At 71.1% G+C, this 20,589-nt stretch carries 18 protein-coding genes; 9 read left to right on the top strand and 9 right to left on the bottom strand.

Annotated features, from left to right (window positions below):
* Positions 1–3: 3 nt before the first annotated feature.
* The 3 genes from ACFYW3_RS28185 to ACFYW3_RS28175 form a co-directional block, all read right to left on the bottom strand.
* On the bottom strand, positions 4–696 hold the full coding sequence (locus tag ACFYW3_RS28185) for a hypothetical protein (RefSeq protein WP_389387739.1): 693 nt from the start codon (positions 694–696) through the stop codon (positions 4–6).
* A gap of 559 nt (positions 697–1,255) precedes the next feature.
* The gene (locus tag ACFYW3_RS28180) at positions 1,256–1,648 is read right to left on the bottom strand and encodes a nuclear transport factor 2 family protein (protein WP_351761641.1); all 393 of its coding nucleotides are present in this window, start codon (positions 1,646–1,648) and stop codon (positions 1,256–1,258) included.
* Between the two features lie 72 nt (positions 1,649–1,720).
* Positions 1,721–2,941, bottom strand: a complete 1,221-nt coding sequence (locus ACFYW3_RS28175) for an alpha/beta fold hydrolase (protein WP_389387738.1) — start codon at positions 2,939–2,941, stop codon at positions 1,721–1,723.
* Between the two features lie 98 nt (positions 2,942–3,039).
* Here ACFYW3_RS28175 and ACFYW3_RS28170 point away from each other — a divergent pair, with 98 nt between their 5' ends.
* Positions 3,040–3,633: a TetR/AcrR family transcriptional regulator gene (locus tag ACFYW3_RS28170; RefSeq protein WP_351761636.1), complete on the top strand. Its 594-nt coding sequence runs from the start codon at positions 3,040–3,042 to the stop codon at positions 3,631–3,633.
* Positions 3,634–3,978: 345 nt separating this feature from the next.
* On the opposite strand, the gene ACFYW3_RS28165 is transcribed toward ACFYW3_RS28170, so the two are convergent.
* Both ACFYW3_RS28165 and ACFYW3_RS28160 read right to left on the bottom strand, forming a co-directional pair.
* Positions 3,979–4,575, bottom strand: a complete 597-nt coding sequence (locus ACFYW3_RS28165) for a hypothetical protein (protein WP_389387737.1) — start codon at positions 4,573–4,575, stop codon at positions 3,979–3,981.
* Positions 4,576–4,999: 424 nt separating this feature from the next.
* Complete coding sequence (locus tag ACFYW3_RS28160; RefSeq protein ID WP_351762821.1) at positions 5,000–5,305, bottom strand: SCO0607 family lipoprotein; 306 nt, start codon at positions 5,303–5,305, stop codon at positions 5,000–5,002.
* Between the two features lie 247 nt (positions 5,306–5,552).
* Here ACFYW3_RS28160 and ACFYW3_RS28155 point away from each other — a divergent pair, with 247 nt between their 5' ends.
* Complete coding sequence (locus ACFYW3_RS28155) at positions 5,553–5,795, top strand: hypothetical protein (protein WP_389387736.1); 243 nt, start codon at positions 5,553–5,555, stop codon at positions 5,793–5,795.
* 74 nt (positions 5,796–5,869) lie between these two features.
* Here ACFYW3_RS28155 and ACFYW3_RS28150 read toward each other — a convergent pair whose 3' ends face one another.
* Entirely contained in the window at positions 5,870–6,790 is a 921-nt protein-coding gene (locus ACFYW3_RS28150) for a helix-turn-helix domain-containing protein (protein ID WP_389387735.1), read from the bottom strand.
* 525 nt (positions 6,791–7,315) lie between these two features.
* Between ACFYW3_RS28150 and ACFYW3_RS28145 the strand changes: the two genes are divergently transcribed.
* From ACFYW3_RS28145 to ACFYW3_RS28125, 5 genes are all read left to right on the top strand, one after another.
* Positions 7,316–7,972 (top strand): helix-turn-helix domain-containing protein, encoded by a 657-nt coding sequence (locus ACFYW3_RS28145; RefSeq protein WP_351762827.1) that lies wholly within the window; start codon positions 7,316–7,318, stop codon positions 7,970–7,972.
* Positions 7,973–8,212: 240 nt separating this feature from the next.
* A complete protein-coding gene (locus tag ACFYW3_RS28140) occupies positions 8,213–8,755 on the top strand; it encodes a toxin-antitoxin system, toxin component (protein WP_389387734.1) in 543 nt (180 codons plus the stop codon).
* A 1-nt stretch (position 8,756) separates the two neighbouring features.
* Positions 8,757–9,923 carry an MAB_1171c family putative transporter gene (locus ACFYW3_RS28135; protein ID WP_389387733.1) on the top strand — a complete coding sequence of 389 codons (1,167 nt, stop codon included), beginning with the start codon at positions 8,757–8,759 and terminating at the stop codon, positions 9,921–9,923.
* Positions 9,924–10,103: 180 nt separating this feature from the next.
* Positions 10,104–11,540 (top strand): NAD(P)/FAD-dependent oxidoreductase, encoded by a 1,437-nt coding sequence (locus tag ACFYW3_RS28130; RefSeq protein WP_389387732.1) that lies wholly within the window; start codon positions 10,104–10,106, stop codon positions 11,538–11,540.
* A gap of 450 nt (positions 11,541–11,990) precedes the next feature.
* Positions 11,991–12,800 carry a helix-turn-helix domain-containing protein gene (locus ACFYW3_RS28125; RefSeq protein ID WP_351762838.1) on the top strand — a complete coding sequence of 270 codons (810 nt, stop codon included), beginning with the start codon at positions 11,991–11,993 and terminating at the stop codon, positions 12,798–12,800.
* A 76-nt stretch (positions 12,801–12,876) separates the two neighbouring features.
* Here the strand turns inward: ACFYW3_RS28125 and ACFYW3_RS28120 are convergent, their stop codons facing one another.
* Both ACFYW3_RS28120 and ACFYW3_RS28115 read right to left on the bottom strand, forming a co-directional pair.
* The gene (locus tag ACFYW3_RS28120) at positions 12,877–14,217 is read right to left on the bottom strand and encodes an MFS transporter (protein ID WP_389387731.1); all 1,341 of its coding nucleotides are present in this window, start codon (positions 14,215–14,217) and stop codon (positions 12,877–12,879) included.
* Positions 14,214–14,972 carry a GntR family transcriptional regulator gene (locus tag ACFYW3_RS28115; protein WP_389387730.1) on the bottom strand — a complete coding sequence of 253 codons (759 nt, stop codon included), beginning with the start codon at positions 14,970–14,972 and terminating at the stop codon, positions 14,214–14,216. Before ACFYW3_RS28115 ends, ACFYW3_RS28120 begins: the two co-directional genes overlap by 4 nt.
* Before the next feature lie 254 nt (positions 14,973–15,226).
* Between ACFYW3_RS28115 and ACFYW3_RS28110 the strand changes: the two genes are divergently transcribed.
* Positions 15,227–16,534, top strand: a complete 1,308-nt coding sequence (locus ACFYW3_RS28110; RefSeq protein ID WP_351762844.1) for a M48 family metallopeptidase — start codon at positions 15,227–15,229, stop codon at positions 16,532–16,534.
* Positions 16,535–16,656: 122 nt separating this feature from the next.
* Here ACFYW3_RS28110 and ACFYW3_RS28105 read toward each other — a convergent pair whose 3' ends face one another.
* A complete protein-coding gene (locus ACFYW3_RS28105; protein ID WP_389387729.1) occupies positions 16,657–19,500 on the bottom strand; it encodes an AAA family ATPase in 2,844 nt (947 codons plus the stop codon).
* A 305-nt stretch (positions 19,501–19,805) separates the two neighbouring features.
* Between ACFYW3_RS28105 and ACFYW3_RS28100 the strand changes: the two genes are divergently transcribed.
* The gene (locus ACFYW3_RS28100) at positions 19,806–20,492 is read left to right on the top strand and encodes a LuxR C-terminal-related transcriptional regulator (protein WP_389387728.1); all 687 of its coding nucleotides are present in this window, start codon (positions 19,806–19,808) and stop codon (positions 20,490–20,492) included.
* The last annotated feature ends 97 nt before the right edge of the window (positions 20,493–20,589 follow it).

Raw genomic sequence — 20,589 nt, 5'->3', positions numbered from 1 at the left:
ACGTCAGTCCCTGCCCAGCGTCCGTGCGTACTCGGCGAGTTGACTCTCCTGGTCCCGGGTCACGTGCCGGATCTCCCACACCAGCATGGCTGTGTCGACCACCTCGGGCGCCGGGTCGGGGCCCGCCACCGAACGGCGGACGCCGGTCAGCTCGGCCAGCACGGCGACCGGTACGCCGAGTGTCGCCGCGAAGCCGTCGAGCATCTCCGCATCGATCGGCTTGACGCCTCGCCCCACCGCTCCGATGGTCGAGGCCGCCTTGCAGACGCCGGACATCAGACACATCACCTTTGCCGTGCCCAACCAGTTCAGGTTACGGAGCGCGAGCATCCGCAGGAGGAGCGAGCCGAACCCCGGTGGATACCGCTCGTGCGGGCGGGGCTCCCAGGGAGTGAGCGTGCCCGCCGGCGCGGTCGTGGAGCGGGCACGGACGCGCAGCAGCCGCCGGCCGGCCGCGGGCAGGTCGAGGGAGCACGACACCAGGGAACCGGAAGCGCCGGCCCTCTCGTCGAAGAGCCACGCGGTGTCGGGTACGGGGAGGTCCGCGACGAGCAGGAGGTCATGGGTGCGCAGCCCGGTCCGCTCCGCGAGGACGTCGAGGAACTCATCGGTCGGCGGCCACGTGGCCGAGAGGCCGACCGCGCCCGCGAGGCGCGCCAGACGTACGTCGGGCTCGGGGTAGGTCGAGGTTTCCATGGCCACCACGGCTTCGGTAGGGGTTGGTCGGTCGCGTCGGTCCCGGGTGCATGCTGTTCACCGCGTACCGGGCCGCCCGATACCGCTCGGAGCCGTACGGATCGGTGGGCGCCGTCCGCAGCACCTCGTAAAGGCACGACGGACCCCCGGCGGCGGAATTCCTCTGCGCGTACCCCTGGCCGGCTCCCCCGGAACCCGCCGAGTCGGCGGTTCACGTGACGGGATGAGGGCAGGTGACACCCCGTCACGAGATGATGGTTGGTCAAGCCTGCCACCTGGACCCTACCAAGGGGAGCCTCAAAACGATCAACGGATATGAGCCGGTCTGGCCGGATGAAACCGGTGGAAGGACGGTCGGAGATCGCCCTTGCGCACCGGCTGTCGGGCGGTGGTCGGCACGGGGCGAAGTCCGACACCGGGTCCCGGCCGCTTCGATTCGCCGCGCGAGTTTCCGATGGTCTCCCGTGTGACGGTGCGATCCGCACCGGCCACCCAGCACATTCCCGGCGCCGCACGATCGCGCGTCGAATCGCCGCGGTGGTCGGCGTGGTGGGCGATGTCAGCGGGCGCTGCCGATGTTGCGGTCGGCGTCGGAGCCGCTCAGCATCAAGGTGGTTTCCTCGATGCGGTGGAAGCGGCCGTCGGGAGCGAGGTCGGCGAAGACGTAGACCTCCATGGTGACGATGGTGCCGTCGTTCTTGGTGATGTGGCAGGTGTGCCGGTCGGCGTACTTGTCGCCGTCGTACAACTCGTCGTGGACCTCGACCGTGCCGCCGGCGACGATGCCGCGCAGGTGGCCGATGTGGTCGAGGAACTCCGCGCGGTCGGCCCACTCGCCGTCCGTGCGCTGGCGGTACCCGGGGGTGAAGTGGCGCTCGGCGGCCTCCTCCAGGGTGATGTCGCGGTTGAAGAGCAGGTCGTTGAGGGCGGCTTCGATTCCGGTGCGGTTCATCGGGACTTCCTTGTGGTGTGAGGTGGCGAGGAAAGGCCGGCGCCGGCGATGCGCCGGACGCCGGCGGGGCCTTCAGGCGACGGTCGCGAGGGTGGTGTCGAGCCAGTTGAGGACGCGGGCGAGGGCCAGGCGCATGGCACCGGGGTGGCAGTGGGCGCCGGCACCTTCCTCGGTGGTGAACAACATCAGGGTCTTGGGGCAGGTCAGGTGCTCGTAGAGCTGCTCGGGCTGGCCCTTGAAGAACTCGTCCTCGGCGGCGTCGCACACGAGGGTGGGGCACTGGATCAGCTCGGCGATGCCGCGTTCGAGGGTGTAGTCCAGGTAGGAGGCGGCGAAGGCCCGAGGGGTGTCGACGCCCATCACGTACATCCCGTGGTTGAACGCCCACCGGGCGGTGGCGTCCTGGGCCATGATCTCCTCGAAGGCCGCGTCGAGTTCGGGGGCGGACTCGGCGCGCAGGAGCCCTTCGACCTGCTCCCGGTCGCCCGGGATGTTGCGGCGGGATATCTGGCCGAGGTCGTAGACGCCGTCGACGGCGATCACGGCGGCGAGGCGGTGCTCGAAGGCGGCTGCCCTGGGGGCGAGCAAGCCGCCCATGCTGCTCCCGAGAAGCGCGATGCGCTGGTTGTCGACCTCCGGCAGGGACTCGGCGAAGTCGACGACCGGGGTGATGACGTTCTCCCAGTCCGGGCGGAAGACCATGCCCTGGTGGTGGCGGGGACCGGGCTGCCCGGGGCCGTCGAAGGTCAGGACGGTGTACCCGCGTTCCACGGCGGCCATCGCGCCGCTGAAGTGGAGTTCCTCGGCGGTGCCGTCGAAGCCGCTGTGCATGATCAGGGTCGGGCGGGGCGTGCCGGTGTCGTCGACCCGGTAGAGGTAGCCGGGCAGGGTGGTGCCCTCGTAGGGGATGCGGACCGGTTCGATGCGGGGGGTGTAGAGCGCGGCGGCGGCCTGGAAGCAGGCCACGCTGCGGTCGTAGGCGTGGTCGTGGCGGGGGTCGCACGGGGAGCCGTGCTGGAAGAACTCCGCGGACCGGTAGTAGTTGGAGGCGCGCAGGAATCCGTCCCGGGCGCTGACGGCGTGTCCCGCGTCCAGGGCCCGGCGCGCCTCGTCGGCCACCCGGTCGGCGGTCGCCAGCCACTCCTCGTACCAGCTGTCGTAGTCGCCTTCCTTGATGCGCCCGGCGGTGGAGACGACCTCGCCGAAGTCGGCGCCGCCGTAGGCGATGTGGCTCATCGAGCGCAGGGTCTCGTACCAGAACTGGGGGTTGCCGGGGAACAGCAGCGGCTTCATCACACTCTCCTTAAGCACAGATCTGTGCGTACGGCATGACTGTAGACCCCTCGGGGGTCGATAAGCAAATAGTTGTGCTTAGCGATTACGATGGGTGGGTGACTTCGAACCAACCGGCCCCGCGCCTGCGCAAGAGCCCCGAGCAGGTCCGCTCGGCCGTCCACCAGGCCGTCATCGACCTGCTGTCCGACCCCCGGGGCGCGGACCTCACCATCCCCGCCGTCGCGCAGCGCGCCGGGGTGAACCACACCAGCGTCTACCGGCGTTGGGGCAGCCGGGAGGCGCTCCTGGCCGACGTGGTCGTCACCCGTCTCGAACGGGACTGGCCGCTCGCCGACACCGGCAGCCTCCGCGGCGACCTGACGGCCTGGGTGGAGGCGGGCGTCGCGAGCATCCGCACGCCCGAAGGGAGACTGCTCATTCGCGCCGTCGCCCTGTCGATGCCGGGCAATGCCACGGCACAGGGGCAACGCGCGGAGCAGTTCGAACGCCGCATCGGCGCGATCGAGCGCATCCGCGACCGCGCCGCCGCCCGCGGCGAGGTCCCCCCGCCGATCGACCAGATCCTCGACCAACTCGTCGCGCCGCTCTACCTGCGGGCGATCTTCGGCATCGACCCGCCGGCCTCCGGCTACCCGGAACTCCTCGTGAACCGCCTCCTCGGCAGCACGGCCACACCGGGGCGGGCCTGAGGGCGGATCACTCCCGCCGGCGCGGCTCCGGGCACGACGCCGGCGCGGGCGCGGGCACGGGCGGCGCGGGCGCGGGCGGCGCGGGCGCGGGCGGCGCGGGCGCGGGCGGCGCGGGCGGCGCGGCGCGGGCACGGGCGGCGCGGCGCGGGCACGGGCGGCGCGGGCGCGGGCGGCGCGGCGCGGGCGGCGCGGCGCGGGCGGCGCGGGCATGGGCGGTGCGCGCGCCGGGTTCCACCGTTGTTCGGGGTGCCGATGCCCCCGTCCTCGGACAGTCGCCCGCGCCCACCGTCGCCCTCGCCCGGGGCGGCGTCGGTGAGGTGATGGGCGCGCGCCGCGAACTTCCCCTCAGTCTGAATCGGCCCCGACGTCCAGATCGTCGTGCCGAGTGCGCCACCTCCACAGCGTGTGTCCCACGAGAGCTACGGCGGCGAGGGCGGCGAGCACGCGAATCGTGCTCCAGGTCGCTTCGGGAACCGGCCCCGCAGTGGCCGCCTCCACATCCAGACGCACCGATGTCTCATAGAAGGCGATCAGCGGAATGAGCAGGCGGAACGAGAGGCCGGCGATGCCGGGTATGCGCGCCAGATTTCCGAAGAGTCCCACCGGCGCGCCGAAGAGAAAGGCGGCCATCCCCCACATCAGGATCCCTGACGAGCCATCTCCCCCGCTCGACGCGCCAGAGACGTCCATGCCGATCGGCGTCACGGGGCTCAAAGCCTTGGACAGGTAGTAGACGACCACGCCGACGGCCAATGCGGAGGAGGCCAACAGAGCCGCCTCGACTCTCGATGGGCGGAAGTAGCCGACCAGGAAGGCGAAACACGCCCACGACCAACCCCCGGAGAACACGATGTTCACGGCATGGAAGATCGGGCCGTCGAGTTTGATCGCGAGGGCGCCGACCAAGCCCATCACCAGGCCCGCTCCGAGGATGGTCGGCACGGCCACGAGGCGAGCGCGCGGAGAATTCATTCTGCCGGTTCCTTGTCTCGCGACATCCACTGAAGGAGATGGGGCGATCGTCTCAAGCCCCTGGCCTGATGATCGCCCATCGGTTCACCTCGCGGGAGGGGTGGTGGCCGGCGGCAGGCGGTTGGCGGTTGGCGGTGAGGACCGTGCGGGGCGGCCTCGTCCGGCTTAGCCGCAGCGCGAGCTGCATGCGATCGGCCAAGGACGTGAAGGACCCGGCGCTTTCGGCTGGTTCCCCTCCACCGGCCTGGTTGGTGGTGATGATGTCCGTGTGCCAACCGCATCGACACTCTGATCTCGGCCTTCCGCTCCTTTCACGCACGTGGCCGGAGTCCTGACGCAGGGGGAAGGCCGACTCCGGCACGGGTCGGCCCCATGCCGTCGCCGGTGCCGCCCGCTACGGGGCTGGGGCGTCGATGGTGTCGCCCTTGTCGTCGAGGGTGTGGGTGCGCCAGTACACGTCCCAGGTGTCGTCGACGTGCCGGGGCACCTTGCCGTCGGGATAGCGCGTGTAGCCCTCGGGCGGCGGCTTCCCGTCCGTGACGCAGGTGGAGCCGGTGGCTCCGACCGTCATGACGGGGTACTCCCCTCCTCGACAGACGGCGTCCTCCGTCGAGCATCCGGCCAACGTCGCAGCGAGCGCGGCTACGGTGAAGAGGACGCTGATCCCGCTCTGGTGACGGTGCGTACGAACTGTGGTCATGTTCGGCCTCCTGTCGGCCTGATGTGGGCCTGCTGTCGTTCCGGGGACATGTGCCCCGCACGAGTCCGCGCACGCACGAGCCGGGAGCCGAGAGCCGGGAGCGCCTCGGTGGCCGGGGAGCGCGAGCGCCTGGCCGACCCCGGCATCGGCCCGGCACCGATCCGGCACGGCAATGCGAAAACTCAGTCCCTCAAGTCCCTGACAAAACCGGATGATTGGTGACTGATCGCCCGGAATCCAGCCCCGCTTGCCTGACTCTCGCGGTCTCAGGGGACACCCAGGGCCACCAGGCAGCCGCCACGCTCACGTCAATCTCAACGCCCTCGCCTACGCGGCGGACCTGCTGCTCCCGGTCATCGACCTCGGTCAGGAGAAGGCGTTCACGCCCGCCGGCGCACACCGGTGGCTCGCCCACCTCCTGGTCGCGGTGGGATGGGATTTCGCCACGACCGTCGCAGCCGGTGTCACCCGTGGCCTCGAACGTCAGTGATCGAGGTACTTCCACACCACCCGCGCCGCGGGCGGCCCTGGCGCCGGAACGCACGGCCGGACGACGCACTGCTTTCAGGCGGCGTGATGGCAGTGGGAGCCTCTCCGCTCGTGCATGCATCCGTCATCGGGGCCGACCAGCACCAGCGTGATGCGCATGAGCCCGAGGGCCTGCAGCGACCGCGGGGTCTCCTCGACGAGCCGGCACCCCTGGAGACCGATCCGCGGGTCGGGGTGGCGAAGCTCGCGCAGCGAGCCTTCGTGGTGGACCAGATCGGCGCCGCATCCCAGTACCCAGTCCGGCATGTCCTTGAGGTACGTGTCGCGCAGCACGGGGTGCTGGTGGACATCGCGGCGGATGGCCTGGAGGACGGTGTCCTCGTCGTGTCGCTCCAGGCTCGACGAGAGCTGGGCGAGCATGGCGAGTTGCCACTTCAGGTGGTCGACCAGCACGGCCGGGGCGTCGGGGTGGAAGAGACCGAAGCGCAGGAAGTTGTCGGCGGGCATCGCGGTCGGGTGGTCTCGCACGCCCTCGAACAGGTCGTGGTAGGCCTTGTTCGCCATCTTGACGCCCCACCGGTGGTCGATCACGAAGGTGGGCAGCGAGAGTGCGTCCATCATCACGCCGTAGTCGCCCAGGAAGGCCGCGGTGTCCGGATCCGTGGGGCGGTCACGGTGGAACATGGCGCGCAGGGCGGGCTGTGGGGCGCGATCGACCGCGTAGCGAAAGAGGCGGTCGGTCTGATACTCGGACATCTCCAGGGCGTGTGCCAGGGAGTACAGCTTGTGGTCCGTCCACTCCTTGACCCTGCCGCGTTCCCAGTTCCCGTAGGAGCGGCCACTGATCTCGAGTCGCTCGGCGACCTCTTCCTGACTCAGGCTCAGATGATCGCGACGTCCTTTGAGGAAGCGTTGTAGACGCCGTGCTCGGATCTTCGCGGCCAGGGAGTCTCGGGGGTCCGTCCGACCGACCCCCGCATACCCGCCGGTGTCCACTGGTTCCCTCCTACGTCGTGGCTCGGTGCCTGGTCTGTCCGGCAGGGTTCGTTGGAGTTCACACGAGGCCACGAGGTCTCTCAACTTCCGGGCAGTGCGTGAGCGGCAGGGCCGTGACGTCCTGCGCGTCCCCCTGTGACGGTTCCACGGGCCTTCGTCGGCGCAGGCGAACGCCCCGCGATGCATGGCAATGACATACGAACGACTGTCGAACATCACATCGTGTGCCGATCCTGCTCTCCGCGCCCCAACCTGTCAACGATCGTGTCTTTTTGGCCTTCGAGTCGGCCGAAACCTGCCACAACGGTGGCAGGCTATGGCCGCAGAGGTTGAAGACGTAATAGCCTCCAGACGGCTCCCCGTCCGTTGCCCTGGTCCCTTGACCTGGTCCGTTGCCCTGGCCCGTCGGCCTGGTCCGTTGCCCTTGTTCGTTGTCGTGCGCCCCTTGCCCTGACCCCTTGCCCCAGTTCGTTTGTCCGTTGTCCGTGCGAAGCAGCCCTCACACCATCCAGAGGAGATCGATCGGTGACAGAAGACTCCTCGGCCTCGGAGGCCAGGGCCGCACACGCCTTGGCGGTCGGCGTTGCCAGGGTCGCCAACCTCGCGACCAAGCTCGGGCGCTCGTGCGAAGACGTCCTGGACCCCGGAGAACTCCACCTGGCCACGGGCGTACCGGTGGCTGTCGTCGAAGCCCTCCTCCGAGGGGAGAACGTCGGAGAGCCGGACATCCAGGAACGGTTCATGCAGCGCCTGGAGGTCATCCGCGCCACCCATGTGAAGGAGAACAAGCGCAAGCACTCACAGGCGCAGATCGCGAAGATGACCGGGATCTCGCGTCAGCAGATCAACGCGCTGGTCAACGGCGAACGCAGACCGACGATGGATCACTGTGCCCGCATCGAACGCTTCTTCGGCCGTCCGGCCGGTTTCCTCCAGTCCCTGGACGCCGAGGCCGTCGCCAATGCGGTACTCCCCTTGGAGAACGCCCTGTTGGAGGAGCTGGCGCAGCGGGAGCCGTCGGTCATGACGATCTCGTTCAAAGAGATTCTCGCCGGCCACGGTGTCGAGGGGATCGCGGCGCGCGCGGCGCTGCTTCCCACCGACCAGCACCGCGCGAAGGTCGCGGAGTGGCTCGACAGTTTCATGGCCGAGCTGGCGTCCGACGCGGATGGCGCCGACTGAGCCCCGGCGTGTCCCCTGGACGGCCCGACGCCACCGCAGACGGAGCGGACGGGCCGCCGGCTCGGCGGACGCGTTTCACGAAGGGCCAGGTATCGGGGGCCGGCTGATGGGTGGCGGCGACGCCGTGGACGGCGGGGCACCCATGGAGCGGGTTTCATCAGCTGTCGACAAGCAGAATCGGGGAGAACGGTGTTCAAACGACGGGGCTTGCGCAGGTCGGTCAACAACTTAGTGGGCGGGGTGCGCCACTTGCGGCCCCCCGTGCCCTCCGAGGTCCTCTGCCTGACGCTGTGCGAGGCGATGGGAAGACGTCGGGGCAGGAACATCGAGTTCCGGACGTCCAGTTTCCCCCCGGGCACGGCCAGCGGACTCGCCCTGAACCTCGGGGACAGGGACCTGATCGTCGTCGAGCGCGAGACCGCTCCGGAACACCAGGTCATCATCACCGGCCATGAGCTGCGGCATCTCGAACTGGGGCACTGTCACGAGCACGTGGAGCAGGGTGCGGTGGCCGCCCGTCTGCTCCGGCACGACGCTGTTCTTCAGGACGTCGTGGTCTCCGTCCTCGCGGTCGCGGGCCGCCAGAGTCCCGTTCTCGGCGCGAGGGGCGACATCGACGCCAAGCACGCCCAGGAAGAGGAGGACAGCGCGGAGCTGTTCGGCCTGGAACTGGCGCACAGGGTGCGGCACTTGCTGGTCCCCGCCACGACCAGGGCGCCCAACCTCAAGACGACGCAGGGCAGGATCGAGGCCGCCCTGAGCTACCGGAATGTGGGAACCTGACGTGTCCGACCTGAGCTTCTTCATACCCGCGCTCATCGCGGTGGCAGCCTTCTGCATCAGGCTTCCCGGCTTGCTCAGGAACCCTCGCGACCCTCTTCTGCGTGCCGTGGCCATGCTGCTGCTCACCGCTGCCGGCGTCTTCCTCTTCGGGATGATTCCGATGATCGCCTGGGTCAACGACCTGGTCGGCGTTCCCAACAGCGCCGCCCCCTTCGTGTACTCGATCCTCACGGCTTTCAGCGGGTGCTGCATCGTCCTGCTCATCAACTGGCGAGGTGGATCCGCCACGCGGATCAGGCAGGCCACCCGCTGGTGCCTGGCCGTGTACGGCCTGGTCATCGTCGGCCTCTTCACCTTCTTCGCGTTGGGCGACGCACCCGTCGAACGGTTGCGGGACCTGGACACCTACTACGCCACGACTCCGTACATCCGCGAGATGATCGTCTTGTACCTGGTCGCCCACGCGGCGTCGTCGCTCGTCATGACGTCCCTGTGCCGGCGTTGGTCGCGCGAGGTCACCGGGGAACTGCGGGCGGGTCTGAACCTGATGGTGTGCGGCTACCTGCTGACGGTCGCCTACGACGTGTGCAAGTTCGCCGCGGTCGGAGCCCGCTGGGCGGGTCATGACTGGGACAGTCTGAGCACCGACGTGGCACGCCCCCTGGCCTCCCTGGCCTCTCCCTTCGTCGCCATCGGGTTCGGCCTGCCGTTGGTCGTGCAACGGCTGAGGGAGCCGTGGGCGGACTGGCGGCGCTACACGCGGCTCGGACCTCTGTGGCGGCTTCTGAGCAACCTCTCCCCGGAACACCCCAGAGTGAGGATCTCGTGGCTGGCGTCGCCGGGAGTGCGGGTCATGCGGAGGGAGTCGGACATCCACGACGGCTTCCTGACGCTGAACCCGTACTTCGAACGGAGCGTCCACGATGCCGCTGCCGCCGATGCCCTGGCCTGCGGCGCCACCCCCGAGGACGCGGAGGCCGCAGCGGACGCGGCCATGGTCGTGGCCGCCAAGGAGGCTCTGCTCGCCGACCCCGAGCGCCGGGTCATCGCGTCGTCCCGGGCACTGCAGGACAGACTCGGAGGATTCCGGGACCTCGTCGGCATCTCCCGGGTGCTCGGACGCCGCTCCCCCGCCGGCGCCGCGATGCGACTGACTGCCCGAGGGTAGGAAGCTCCGCGACTCCCCCCTACGCGTCACGCGGCCGCGGCAGGGGTCCACACCTGTGTTCGGGCCGGGTCGGCACGACAACAACGGCTCCACCGCGTCCTGTCCCCGCGCCCCCGGCCCCCCCGGTCTCCTGTCCATGACGATGTCCCGCCCCACGGCGGCCCGGTAGAGAGCAGTCACATGAACGACCCCAAGAATGTTCGCCCCGGCACCATCGGGCGCCGCGCCATCGTCATCGGCGGCGGGCTCGCGGGCATGCTGGCCGCCGCGGCGCTGCGCCGCAGCGTGGACGAGATCTGGGTCGTCGAGAGCGACGACCTTCCCGACGGTGCTCTCCCCCGCAAGGGCCTGCCTCAGGCGGGACATGTCCATCTGCTCTGGAGCGGCGGCGTCCGCGCGGCCGAGGCCCTGCTGCCGGGGATCACCGACCGCTGGCTGGCGGCCGGCGCCCGGCGCATCCCGATCCCCACCGGGATGGTCGGATTCAGCAACCAGGGCTGGTTCCGGCGGTGGCGCACGGAGACGCACTTCCTGATCGCGTGCAGCCGCGACCTCCTCGACTCCGTCGTCCGGGATCACGTGTTGGCCGATCACGGCGTGAAAGTCCTGCGGCGCACCCGGGTGGAGGGTCTGGTGGGCAGCGCCGACCGTGTGACAGGCGTGATGGTGCGCAGCCCCGACGGTGTCGAGGAGGTGCTGGAGGCGGACTTCGTGGTCGACGCCAGTGGGCGGGGATCGCGCGCGCAGCACCATCTGGAGCGGCTCGGCGTGGCCACCGCCACGGAGCGCACGCTTGACACCGGTCTGGTGTACGCCAGCCGGGTCTACCGTGCCCCCGACGGCGCCGAGGACTTTCCCGTGGTCAACGTCCAGGCAGACGCGCAGGCGTCCCGTCCTGGTCAGAGCGCGGTGATCCTGCCCATCGAGGGCGACAGGTGGCTCGTGACGGTGGCCGGCACGACGGGCGGCCGGCCCACCGAAAAGGCCGAGGAGTTCCTGCCGTTCGCCCTGGGTCTGCGCCACCCGCTCGTCGGAGAACTCATCTCGCACCTTGAGCCGCTCAGTGGTGTATCGATCAATCGCAGCACCCGCAATCAGCGCCGGTTCTTCGAGAAGGTCGGCAAGTGGCCTGACCGTTTCGTGGTGCTCGGAGACGCTGTCGCGGCTTACAACCCGGCCTACGGGCACGGCATGTCGGTGGCGGCGCAAGGAGCCGTCGCCCTACAGCGGCTGGCGTCGGACCGCGGCATCACGAGCCCGGGTCTCGCTCGGCGCGCTCAGCGGGCCATCGCCCACCCCGTGTCCGCCGCGTGGAGCCTGGCGCTCGGCCAGGACGTGTTCTATCCGACTGCCGAGGGCGGCTCTCCCAACGCGGCGGACAGGCTGCTCGCCCGATACGTCGATCACCTGATGAGGACCTCGTGCGGTTCCTTCTCCATGACGAAGGAGTTCACCGACGTGACGTCACTGGAGAAGAAGCCCACCCATCTGCTCACACCTCGTGCCTTGTTGGCCGCCGCGCTGGGACCTCGGCATCCCCCGCTGGCCGGTCCGCCGCTGACTCGGCGGGAACGCGAGGTCGTTGCGGCACACAGCGTCAAGAGAATGGCGAGTTGACGCGGCCGGCGCGTTCGAGGGCCGGTTGGGAGGACCTGTGGTGGCCGGTTCCGTACGGCCGGCCACCCGGGCGGTGGGGTCCTGGGCCGCGGGGCTCCCGGGGAGGGTTCTGGGCGGTGAGGCCCTCGGAGGTTTCGTGTGGCTGTCTGCGTATCCGTCGGATGCGGCGGTCGGGTCGGCCGAGCGGGGCGCGGGCGTGGACAAGTCGCTCCCTCACCTCGTGAAGATCTTCTCCACAGTTCACCCGAAGCGATCTTCGGGATACGTCCATGCCGGCGCCTTCTCGCTCATTCCGGACGCGACACCTCACCATCCGTCACAGGAAGTCCCCTTTCCGGAAGGGGGTTTTCCTGGCCAACCCGCCGTACTCCGAGGTAAAGATCATGTACACGGACCAACAGCACCAACCACCCCAACCGACATACCGATGTGACACAAACGGGAGGAACAGTGGACATCAGCGCGCGAAACCCTCATCAACGTAGAGAGCGCGACCGGACACTCGCGGTCCTGCACGCTCTGGAGGCACTGGGTGCGGGGCCGCACCGTTTTCGCGCCATCGCCAACCGCACCGAGCTGGACGACTCGACGGTTCACCGCCGGCTGCTGCGGCTCTTCAACGCGGGGCTCTGCGATCGGCCCCGCTTCGGCCATTGGGAGCTCCGCCCCGCCACCGGCGCCATGGCCGACCTGCCTCCGGGACTGGTGCACCCCAGCCGAGCCCCCGTGCGGGGCGCCACCCTCCTCCTTGAGGGCATCCACCGACGCACCCGACAGGTGGTGCTCCTGCACACCTACTCACCCCTGGGCGGGGAGCGCGTGTGCATCTCGGCCGCCGGGACGTCCCTTCCGCGATTCCGGCGCGAACTGGCCCTCACCCCCGGGGCCGTCGACCGATTGCGCCGCGCCCCGCTCCACTGCGACGCTCCGGGCCTGGCCATGCTCGCCAACCTCGCCGGTCAGGACGTCCCCCTGCGCGACGACCTCCGCCGGATCCGCTCCGCCCAGGTGGCGGTCACCGGCTCGCCACTGCCCGGATGGAGCCTGGTGTCGGCACCTCTCCGGCGCCTGCCCGGAGCCCCGGCGGCCCCTGGCGCCGAGCCTCGCGTGGTCGCCGCCATCAGCATCCTGGCGCCCGATCTCACCCAGGGCAACGCTCACGTCGCCTACGGACCCATGCTCCGCAACGCCGTACAGGCGGTCCTCCACAACAGCGCCGCCGTCACCCGCCCCCTCGCCGCGGCCTCCCGGGCCGCATGACCCGGCCGGGGCCGGCGGAGGCCTCGGGCTGGATTTCCACCCGGTCCGAGAGCCCGACCGGTACGGGCAGTCGCACTCATCCCGGCGTCTCAACGGACGAACTGGGGGCATTGTCCGTGGGCAACGCGCGCATGGCTCGGAGGGGTGACAACACGTTGGGGAGGAAACTCAGCGTCATGCCGGCCGCCCCGATCCACAGGGTGCCTGCCGCTCCGAACACGGAGCCCGAGACTCCACCCATGATCCCGCCGAAAGGAATGCCGCCCCAGGACACGAATCGAGCGGTCGCACTCATCCGACCCATGAGTCGATCCGGTGTCAGTGCCTGCTGGAGGCTTGATTGGGCCACGACCCGAACCACTCCGCCCATCGACAGCATCGCGAGTCCGATCGCCGCCGCGTACACGCTCCACCCAGGTCGCGCCAACGGCATGAGAGCGGTCAACGGACACGTTGCCGGCGCCGCGAGCCAGATGACCGGACCGTGCCCGACCCACTTCGAGATCCTGGTTGCCACCAGCGCGCCGAGCAGGGCGCCACAGCCCATCCCGGACAGAATGAGGCCGATCGCGAAGGGCCGGAGCCCCATCTCCCGATCCAGGAAGACCAGCAGCATGGTCTGATACATGACCAGGAAGCTGTTGAACATCGCGTCCCCCGTCATGATCGCGCGCAGTACGGGCTGCCTGAGGACGAACCTCAGCCCTTCCTTGATCTCCGCTCCCCATCGCGGGCGCCCACTCGGCTCCGGTTTCGGTTCGCGTCCTCGGATGGTGAGGGCGAGCAGCCCTGACACGGCCATTCCCGCCGAACTCGCCAAGAGGGTTGCCGGGGCTCCGATCAGGACGACCAGCGGCCCCGCCATCGTCGGTCCGCCGATACTGGTCACCGAGCGTATCGCCGACAGTTTCGAGTGTCCTTCCACGAGATGGTCGCGGCCCACCAGGTGCGGGAGATGGCTGACGTACGCGACGTCGAAGAAGACGGTCAGCATTCCATGGAGCAGGGCGGCCGCGTAGAGCCACCAGATGGAGAGAAGGCCGGCCCACCACCCGAGCGGTATCGTCAAGAGGACCAGTGCCCGAGCGAGATCAGTGCTGATCATCACCGATCGCTTCCGCACCCGGTCCACCCACGCGCCGGCCGGCAACCCGACCAGGAGCGAGCCCGCCGTGGTCATCGCGGTCAGCAAACCGACCTGGAACTCATCGGCGTTCAACGAAGCGATGCCGACCAGGGGCAATGCCAGGAAGACGATGCGGTCGCCCAACTGACCGAACGCGGTGGCGGCGAACAAACGCCGGAAATCCCGATCTCGCAGGAGTCCGAGCCGGGAAGGTCGTGGCATCTTTCCTCCAGCCTCGGAAAAGGGAGAGTTGCTCCCGGGGAGAGTCGCTCTCCTGGATTCGATGGTCACGGACGGTCGACTCCGAACTCGTAGACCACTTCCCGACGCACGTCCGGAATGACCATGTCGGCGGTTTCCACGGGGCGTCCATCGACGTCGTGGATGGTGCGCTCGATCCGGAGCACGAGGTCCCCCACGCTGATCCCCAGCAGGTTCGCCTGCGCCCGGGTGGCCCGCGCCGGGCGGGGGACCTCGACCACGGTCGAGATGACCACGCCGATGGAGCGCATCCGCTCGACCACCCCCTTGCCCGCCAGGGGGCCCGTCTCGGGCAACACGATCGGTGTCCCGTCCGTGATGGCCATCGGCTCCCAGGATTCGGAGAGCTGGACGGGCTGCCCGTCGGCGAGGAACTCGTAGTGAGTGTTGACGCAGAGGTCTCCGGGGCCGATACCGAGCCGCTCGGCGATTTCCTCGGGGGCGGGAACGCGCACCCGGCTGTGGGAATCCCAGGCGTCGGCCCTGCCCCGCTCCCCCGCCTCGGAGCGGGGGGAGGAACCCCATCGGCGTTCGCGGTGCCGCGAACGGACCAGTCGCAGGCGCTCGCGCGGGGTGCGGACGTAGGTGCCCGAGCCGGCGCGGCCTTCGAGGAGACCGTCGATGATCAAACGGTCCACGGCCCTCTGCATGACGTTGCGTCCGACCCCGTACTGCTCGGAGAGCCGTGCACGCGATGGCAGGCGTTCGCCGATCTCCCACTCCCCCGCGAGGATCCGTGTGCGCAGCACGTCGGCGATCGCGAGGTACTGAGCCTCTCGGGACATGGATGATCCTCCGGTGGTTCCGCTCCGCCGCAGCTCGGAACCGGTTGCTTTCAGGGGGCGTTGGCAAGCTACTGCACGGCGGAAAAGCTGCTGGAGTAGAAGTACGCTCCGCGCTCACGCGCCCCGGAGCGGACTCCGCGCCCCACGGCCACTTCGGGGTCCCGTCGCAGGTCGAACCGGGTTGGTCGGCGCCGGGCCGGAGCTTATGCTGCCCCGACCGCGGATCCAGGGGGAGCCGCGGCGAGAGGGGGAGCATGAACGCCATCAGTGGGGGGACCACGGCGCCGGCGGTTCGGCGGTGCCCGGAGTGCGGCGCCCCGGTACCGGTGGACGAGATCTACGTGGAGTGGTGCGCGGCCTGCGACTGGAACGTGGATCCGGGCGCGCCGGACCCCGAACCGGGCCGGGTCGCGGCCTTTCGCCGGCGTCTCGCCCACACCCACGGGGAGCAGTTGGCGGCGGAGTTGGAGCAGGTCGCGGACGCGGGTGGGCCGCGTGGCCGGTCCGCCTGGTCGGTCTTGGCCCAGGGTGTGTCCGTGCTGGTGCATTCCCTGACGGCGCTGCTCGTGGTCGGCGGGGTGCTGCTGATCGTGCTGGGCTGGGAGACCGGTGTGCAGCCCGTGGTGGGGGCGGTGTCGCTGGGCGTCGCCGCGGTCCTGCGACCGCGGCCCGGGCGGCTGCCGAAGGACGGACCGGTGCTGTACCGGGCCGACGCCCCGGAGCTCTTCGGGCTGGTCGACGAGGTCGCACGGGCCCTCGGCACGGCCGGGGTGCACGCCGTGGTCGTGGAACCGACGCCGAACGCGGCGGTGACCACCTACGGCCTGCGGCAGCGCCGGGTGCTGTATCTCGGGCTGGGCCTGTGGGAGATCCTGGGCCCGCAGGAGCGGGTGGCGTTGCTGGGTCACGAACTGGGCCACTTCGCCAACGGTGACACCAGGCGAAGCCGGCTGACGGCCGGGGCGCTGCACTCGCTGTCGGTCTGGTACTACGTGCTGGGGCCGACACCGCCGGCCGGGCTGCTGGACCGGTTCGTCAACGCGTTCGTGTTCCTGCCCCGGTGCGCTGTGCTGGGTCTGCTGCGATTGCTCGACGCCCTGACGATGCGTGCCTCGCAGCACGCGGAGTACCTGGCCGACACGAGCGCGGCCCGGGTCGGGTCCTCGGTGGCGGCCGTCGCCCTGATGGACCGGTTGCTGATCGCGGGGTCGGTCGACGCCGCGCTGCGGCGGGAGTCCGTGGCCGCCGGGATGCGGGGCGGCCGGGCCGGCCGGCAGGCGCGGGAGGACGCGGAGCAGGGCTTGTGGGAGCGGGTGGCCGCCCGGTTCGCGGCGGTACCGGAGCGGGAGTACGAGCGGCTGCGCCGCGTCGCCGCCCGGCGCGGGCACAGCGTCGACTCCACGCACCCGCCGACCCACCTGCGCCGGCGCCTCGTTGCCGCCGACGGTCCGCATCCCGCGCTGGTCTCGTTCACGGGGCGGCGAGAGGCGGCCGTGGGGGCGGAGTTGGCGGCCGCCCGGGCCGTGGTGGCCCGCCAGGTCGTCCGCGACTTCGCCGGGTGACCAGGCCCTGCCGGCGATCCTCGTGCACATTCCCGCTGGTCGGCGCGCACACTGGCGCACCTCTGGGCGGGAAGGCCTCGACCCCGCCGCGGACCGTCCGTTGGCGGGTGCACGGGACGGTGTCAGGGCGGTTCCGGGGGGTCGGTGGCCGGCGGGCGGGGGCGGCCCAGGGCGGCGGACAGTTCCGCCCTGCGACGGATGCCCAACTTCCGGTAGGTGCTCGTCAGATGGGTCTCCACGGTGCGGCGGGCCAAGTGCAGCAGGTCGGCGATCTCGGTGTTCGTCCGCCCGGCCGCGGCCAGGTCCGCGATGCGGCGCTCGCTGCCGGTCAGGGCCCCCGAGCCGGTGCGCGACGCGGTCGGGACGCGGGCGCCTCCCTCGCGCAGGGCCTGTTCGGCGAGGGCGAGCAGGCGTAGCCCGCCCTTGCGTTCGGCCAGGTCCGCCGCTTCGCGCAGCGGGTCGCGGGCGCGTCCGCGTTCGCCGGCGGCGAGGAACTGGCGGCCCTGGGCGAGGAGGGCCTCGACCAGTTCCATGCCGGCGTCGGCGGGCGCGTCCCTGAGGGTTTCGACGGCCTGTCCGGCGAGGTCCAGTCCTCGGCGGCCGCCGGTCGCGGTGCCGAGGACGCGCAGGGCGCGGCCCACCGTGCGCGGGGTGTTCCACACCCGGGCCAGCCGCAGTTCCTCGGTGGCCAGGGCCAGGGCCTCCTGACCGCCGCCGAGCGCGAGGCGGCATTGGGCGACCGCCGTCCGCCAGGGGGTGACGACCGGGCTGAGCACCTCACGGGCGCTCTGGCGGCGGCCGCACTCCAGGAAGTCGTGGAGGGCGCCCGCCGGGTCGCCGGCGGCGAGGCGCTGTACTCCCCGCGCGTAGAGGAAGCGGTTCAGCTCCCATGATTCGGGGGCCCGGCTCAGGTCGAAGGCGTCGGCGAGCCGTCGGGCTTCGTCCGAGCGCCCGGTGTGGACGAGTGCCATCAGCACGTGGGCGTCCCGGTTGGAGGGTCCGCTGTGGGCGCGTGCGGCGACGGCCGCGCCGTCGCCGCGCACGGCGATCAGTCGGGCGATGTCGCCGCGGGCCGCGGCGATGTCGGCGCGGGTGTTGAGCAGGGCGTGTTCCATGGGGTGGAGCAGGGCGGGGTGCTGGCCGGCCAGGCCGCGGTCCACGAGCCGCTCGGCCTCGTCGAGTTCGTCGGCCCATTCGGCGACGGCCGCCGCCGTGCCCAGGAGGAAAGGCTCGGCCAGCGGGTCGGAGGGTTGCGCGAGCAGGGCCCGTACGCGGGTCATGGCCTCGCCGGCCGAGATCAGCCCGGCCGTCGCCTCGTACCGCACCAGCAGGGCCCGGCTGGCGGTACCGACGAGTTCGGGCGCGTACTCGCCGCTCTCGGAGAGCCGGCGGTAGGTCTCCTGCCGGGTCACGAGGTCGGCGTCGGACAGCAGGGCGGTGGCGGTCTGCACGGTGCGGGTGAGTCCCGGATGTCCGTCCAGACTGCCCTCCGTGCGCCGCAGCACCTCCAGGGCCGTGGTGACCTCGCCCCGGCCGACCAGGGCCGTGCCGAGGGCGACGGCCGTGCGCACCCGGTCGCGGGGTGCTGCCGGCAGGTGCTGTGCCTCCGCCAGGCGTGCGATGGCCACGGCGCCGTCGGCGGAGGCGTACTCCAGCGAGCCCAGTTCGGTCAGCAGCCGTTGGCGCCGGTCGTCGGAGAGCGGTTCGTCCAGGGCGCGGCGCAGATAGCCGGCGGCGTCGCCGGGGCGGGCGTCGTTCACGGCGACCGTCGCCGCGTCCTGGAGTACGCGCAGCGTCCAGGGCTTGCCGACGCCCGGCGTGCGCAGCAGGTGTGCGGCGACCGCCTCGACGCGTTCGCCGCGCCGCAGCATCGTCCTCGCGGCCACCAGGTGCGCGGCCTCCCGTCTCACCGTCGGCCAGCCGGTCAACACGGCGTCCCGCAGCAGTCGGTGGGCGTAGCGGGGCAGGCCGGCGGGGTCCGGGCGCAGGAGTCCGATGCGGGTCATGGCGGTGAGCCAGCCGGTGACGCGTGCGGGATCGGCGCCGGCGGCCTCCGCCAGCACTCCGGCCACGTCCGGTCCCACCGCGTCGCCCGCGTCGCCGGCGGGCCGTTGGTCCTCCGGCTGCGGCCAGGCTTCCTCCAGCGCCGCCAGGCAGCGGGCCACCTCGGCCGTCGCCGCGCCCGCGCTGTCCAGCCACCACGAGACGGCCGCCGGATAGCTGCCGGGGTACAGCGCGGCGCAGGTGTCCGGCAGGGGCGGGACGGTGTCCGGTACGGGGCCGTCCGGCCGCGGGCCGCCGAGGTCGTCGAGCAGGGCGTGGAGCAGCAGGGGGCTGCCCGCGCCCGCTCGTACGCACTCCGCCGTCCAGTCGGGGGTGGCCGCCGGCAGGGCGGCGTGGACGAGCTCCGCGGCGGCCGTGTCGCCGAGCGGGTCGATGGTGTGGGTGCGGACGAGGGACGGGGACAGGGATCGGGCGAGCCCGGCATGCCGGGGGTCGATGTCGTACTGGCTGCGTTCGCCGGCGACGAGCAGGACCGGTAAGCGGTCGATGTGGCGCACCGCTTCCCGCAGCCAGCGGCGTGAGGGGGCGTCGGCCAGGTGGACGTCGTCGATCGCCATCAGGAGCGGGCCCTCGTCCGCGTACGCGCGCAGCAGCCGCCACAGGCGGGCGGCGCTCCCCCGGTCGTCGTGCTCGGGAGAGAGGTCGGTGAAGTCCGCCACGGGTCCGAGGAGTTGGAGCACGGTGGCGAAGGGAATCCCGGTGTCCTCCGGGGAGCACCGTGCCCACAGCACCCGCAGGCCCCGGGCCGCGGCGTCCCGAACGGCGTTCTCCAGCACGGCGGTACGGCCGGTTCCGGTGGCTCCCTGGAGAAGCACCATGCCGCCGGAACCGGCGAGGGCCCGCTCCGTCTCGGCCGCGATCAGGGCCCGGGCGCGGTCGCGTTCACGGAGCGGCCTGGTCATCCGTGCCTCCTGTGGTGAAGGGTGTGCTTCGCCGCCGGGTGAGACGACGGATTCCGTGGCGCGGTGGCAGGAAGTGGCGTACCTCACTGCCGACCCCGCGACCTGGCCGAATGCCGAAGAGACCCGCTGTGACCTGCGGTGATGGCCGCCGAGGGCGCCGGCCTCGTGGTGCTCGCCGGCGCGGTCTCGTGGTGCGGCTCGTGGTGCTCCACGATTGCGGTTCCCGTGGCGACCCCAGAAGGGTGGAGGGTGCTCATCCGCCACCGGCCCGCATTGCGCGGCGGGCCACTGAACAGGGGAAACGGTTGCTCAACTCACCCCGCACCACGATGACGACCCCGTCCGCTCCCGGCACGGGCCACGACGCCGGTCCCGGGGACCGGCGCGTCCCCGTGGCGGTGTCCGCCGCGGACCCGATCGGCCTCGCGGGAGCGGTCGACCTGTTGCGCAGACACCCGGAGATCGAGCTTCGCGAGGAATCCGGTCCGGGCACGGTGGCCCTGCTCGTCGAGGACGCCCTCGACGAGGCGGCGTTGACCCGGCTGCGTCGGATCGTGCGCAGCGAGGGGGCGCGCGCCGTACTCGTGGTGGGCGCGATGCGCGAGAACGAGCTGATGGACGTGGTGGAGTGCGGTGTCGGCACGATCGTCTGGCGCCACGAGGCGACCGGCGAGCGGCTGGTGCAGGCGGTGTTGGCCGCGTCCCGCGGTGACGGCGATCTGCCCGCCGATCTGCTCGGCCGGCTCATCCACCAGGTGGGCACGCTGCACCGGGGCGCGGGCCGGGCCGGCGCCCCGGCCCTCGGGCTGACGTCCCGTGAGGTGGACGTCCTGCGGTTGGTCTCCGAGGGCTTTGACACCGGTGAGATCGCGGGCAAGCTGTCCTACTCCGAACGGACCGTCAAGAACGTCATGCACGGACTCACCACAAGGCTTCACCTGCGCAATCGGGCGCACGCCGTGGCTTTTGCCCTTCGGGAAGGCTACATCTGACCGTCCGGGCAAACGAACACGGCCGGAGGTGTCCGCCGGGGCAGCCCGGGCTGCCCCTCGATCGTCCCTCGTGCCCCTGCGGGTCGGACGGCAGCCC

The sequence above is a fragment of the Streptomyces sp. NPDC002602 genome (assembly GCF_042889445.1).
Taxonomy (GTDB): domain Bacteria; phylum Actinomycetota; class Actinomycetes; order Streptomycetales; family Streptomycetaceae; genus Streptomyces.
Note: the sequence above shows the minus strand (reverse complement) of the source record. Positions and strands in the feature narration are given on the sequence as shown.

What these genes read in the sequence shown, in the direction of transcription:
- ACFYW3_RS28160 (WP_351762821.1), bottom strand. Translation starts at nt 5,305, where the DNA reads ATGACCACAGTTCGTACGCACCGTCACCAGAGCGGGATCAGCGTCCTC.
- ACFYW3_RS28185 (WP_389387739.1), bottom strand. Translation starts at nt 696, where the DNA reads ATGGAAACCTCGACCTACCCCGAGCCCGACGTACGTCTGGCGCGCCTC.
- ACFYW3_RS28130 (WP_389387732.1), top strand. Translation starts at nt 10,104, where the DNA reads ATGAACGACCCCAAGAATGTTCGCCCCGGCACCATCGGGCGCCGCGCC.
- ACFYW3_RS28180 (WP_351761641.1), bottom strand. Translation starts at nt 1,648, where the DNA reads ATGAACCGCACCGGAATCGAAGCCGCCCTCAACGACCTGCTCTTCAAC.
- ACFYW3_RS28115 (WP_389387730.1), bottom strand. Translation starts at nt 14,972, where the DNA reads ATGTCCCGAGAGGCTCAGTACCTCGCGATCGCCGACGTGCTGCGCACA.
- ACFYW3_RS28110 (WP_351762844.1), top strand. Translation starts at nt 15,227, where the DNA reads ATGAACGCCATCAGTGGGGGGACCACGGCGCCGGCGGTTCGGCGGTGC.
- ACFYW3_RS28175 (WP_389387738.1), bottom strand. Translation starts at nt 2,941, where the DNA reads ATGAAGCCGCTGCTGTTCCCCGGCAACCCCCAGTTCTGGTACGAGACC.
- ACFYW3_RS28105 (WP_389387729.1), bottom strand. Translation starts at nt 19,500, where the DNA reads ATGACCAGGCCGCTCCGTGAACGCGACCGCGCCCGGGCCCTGATCGCG.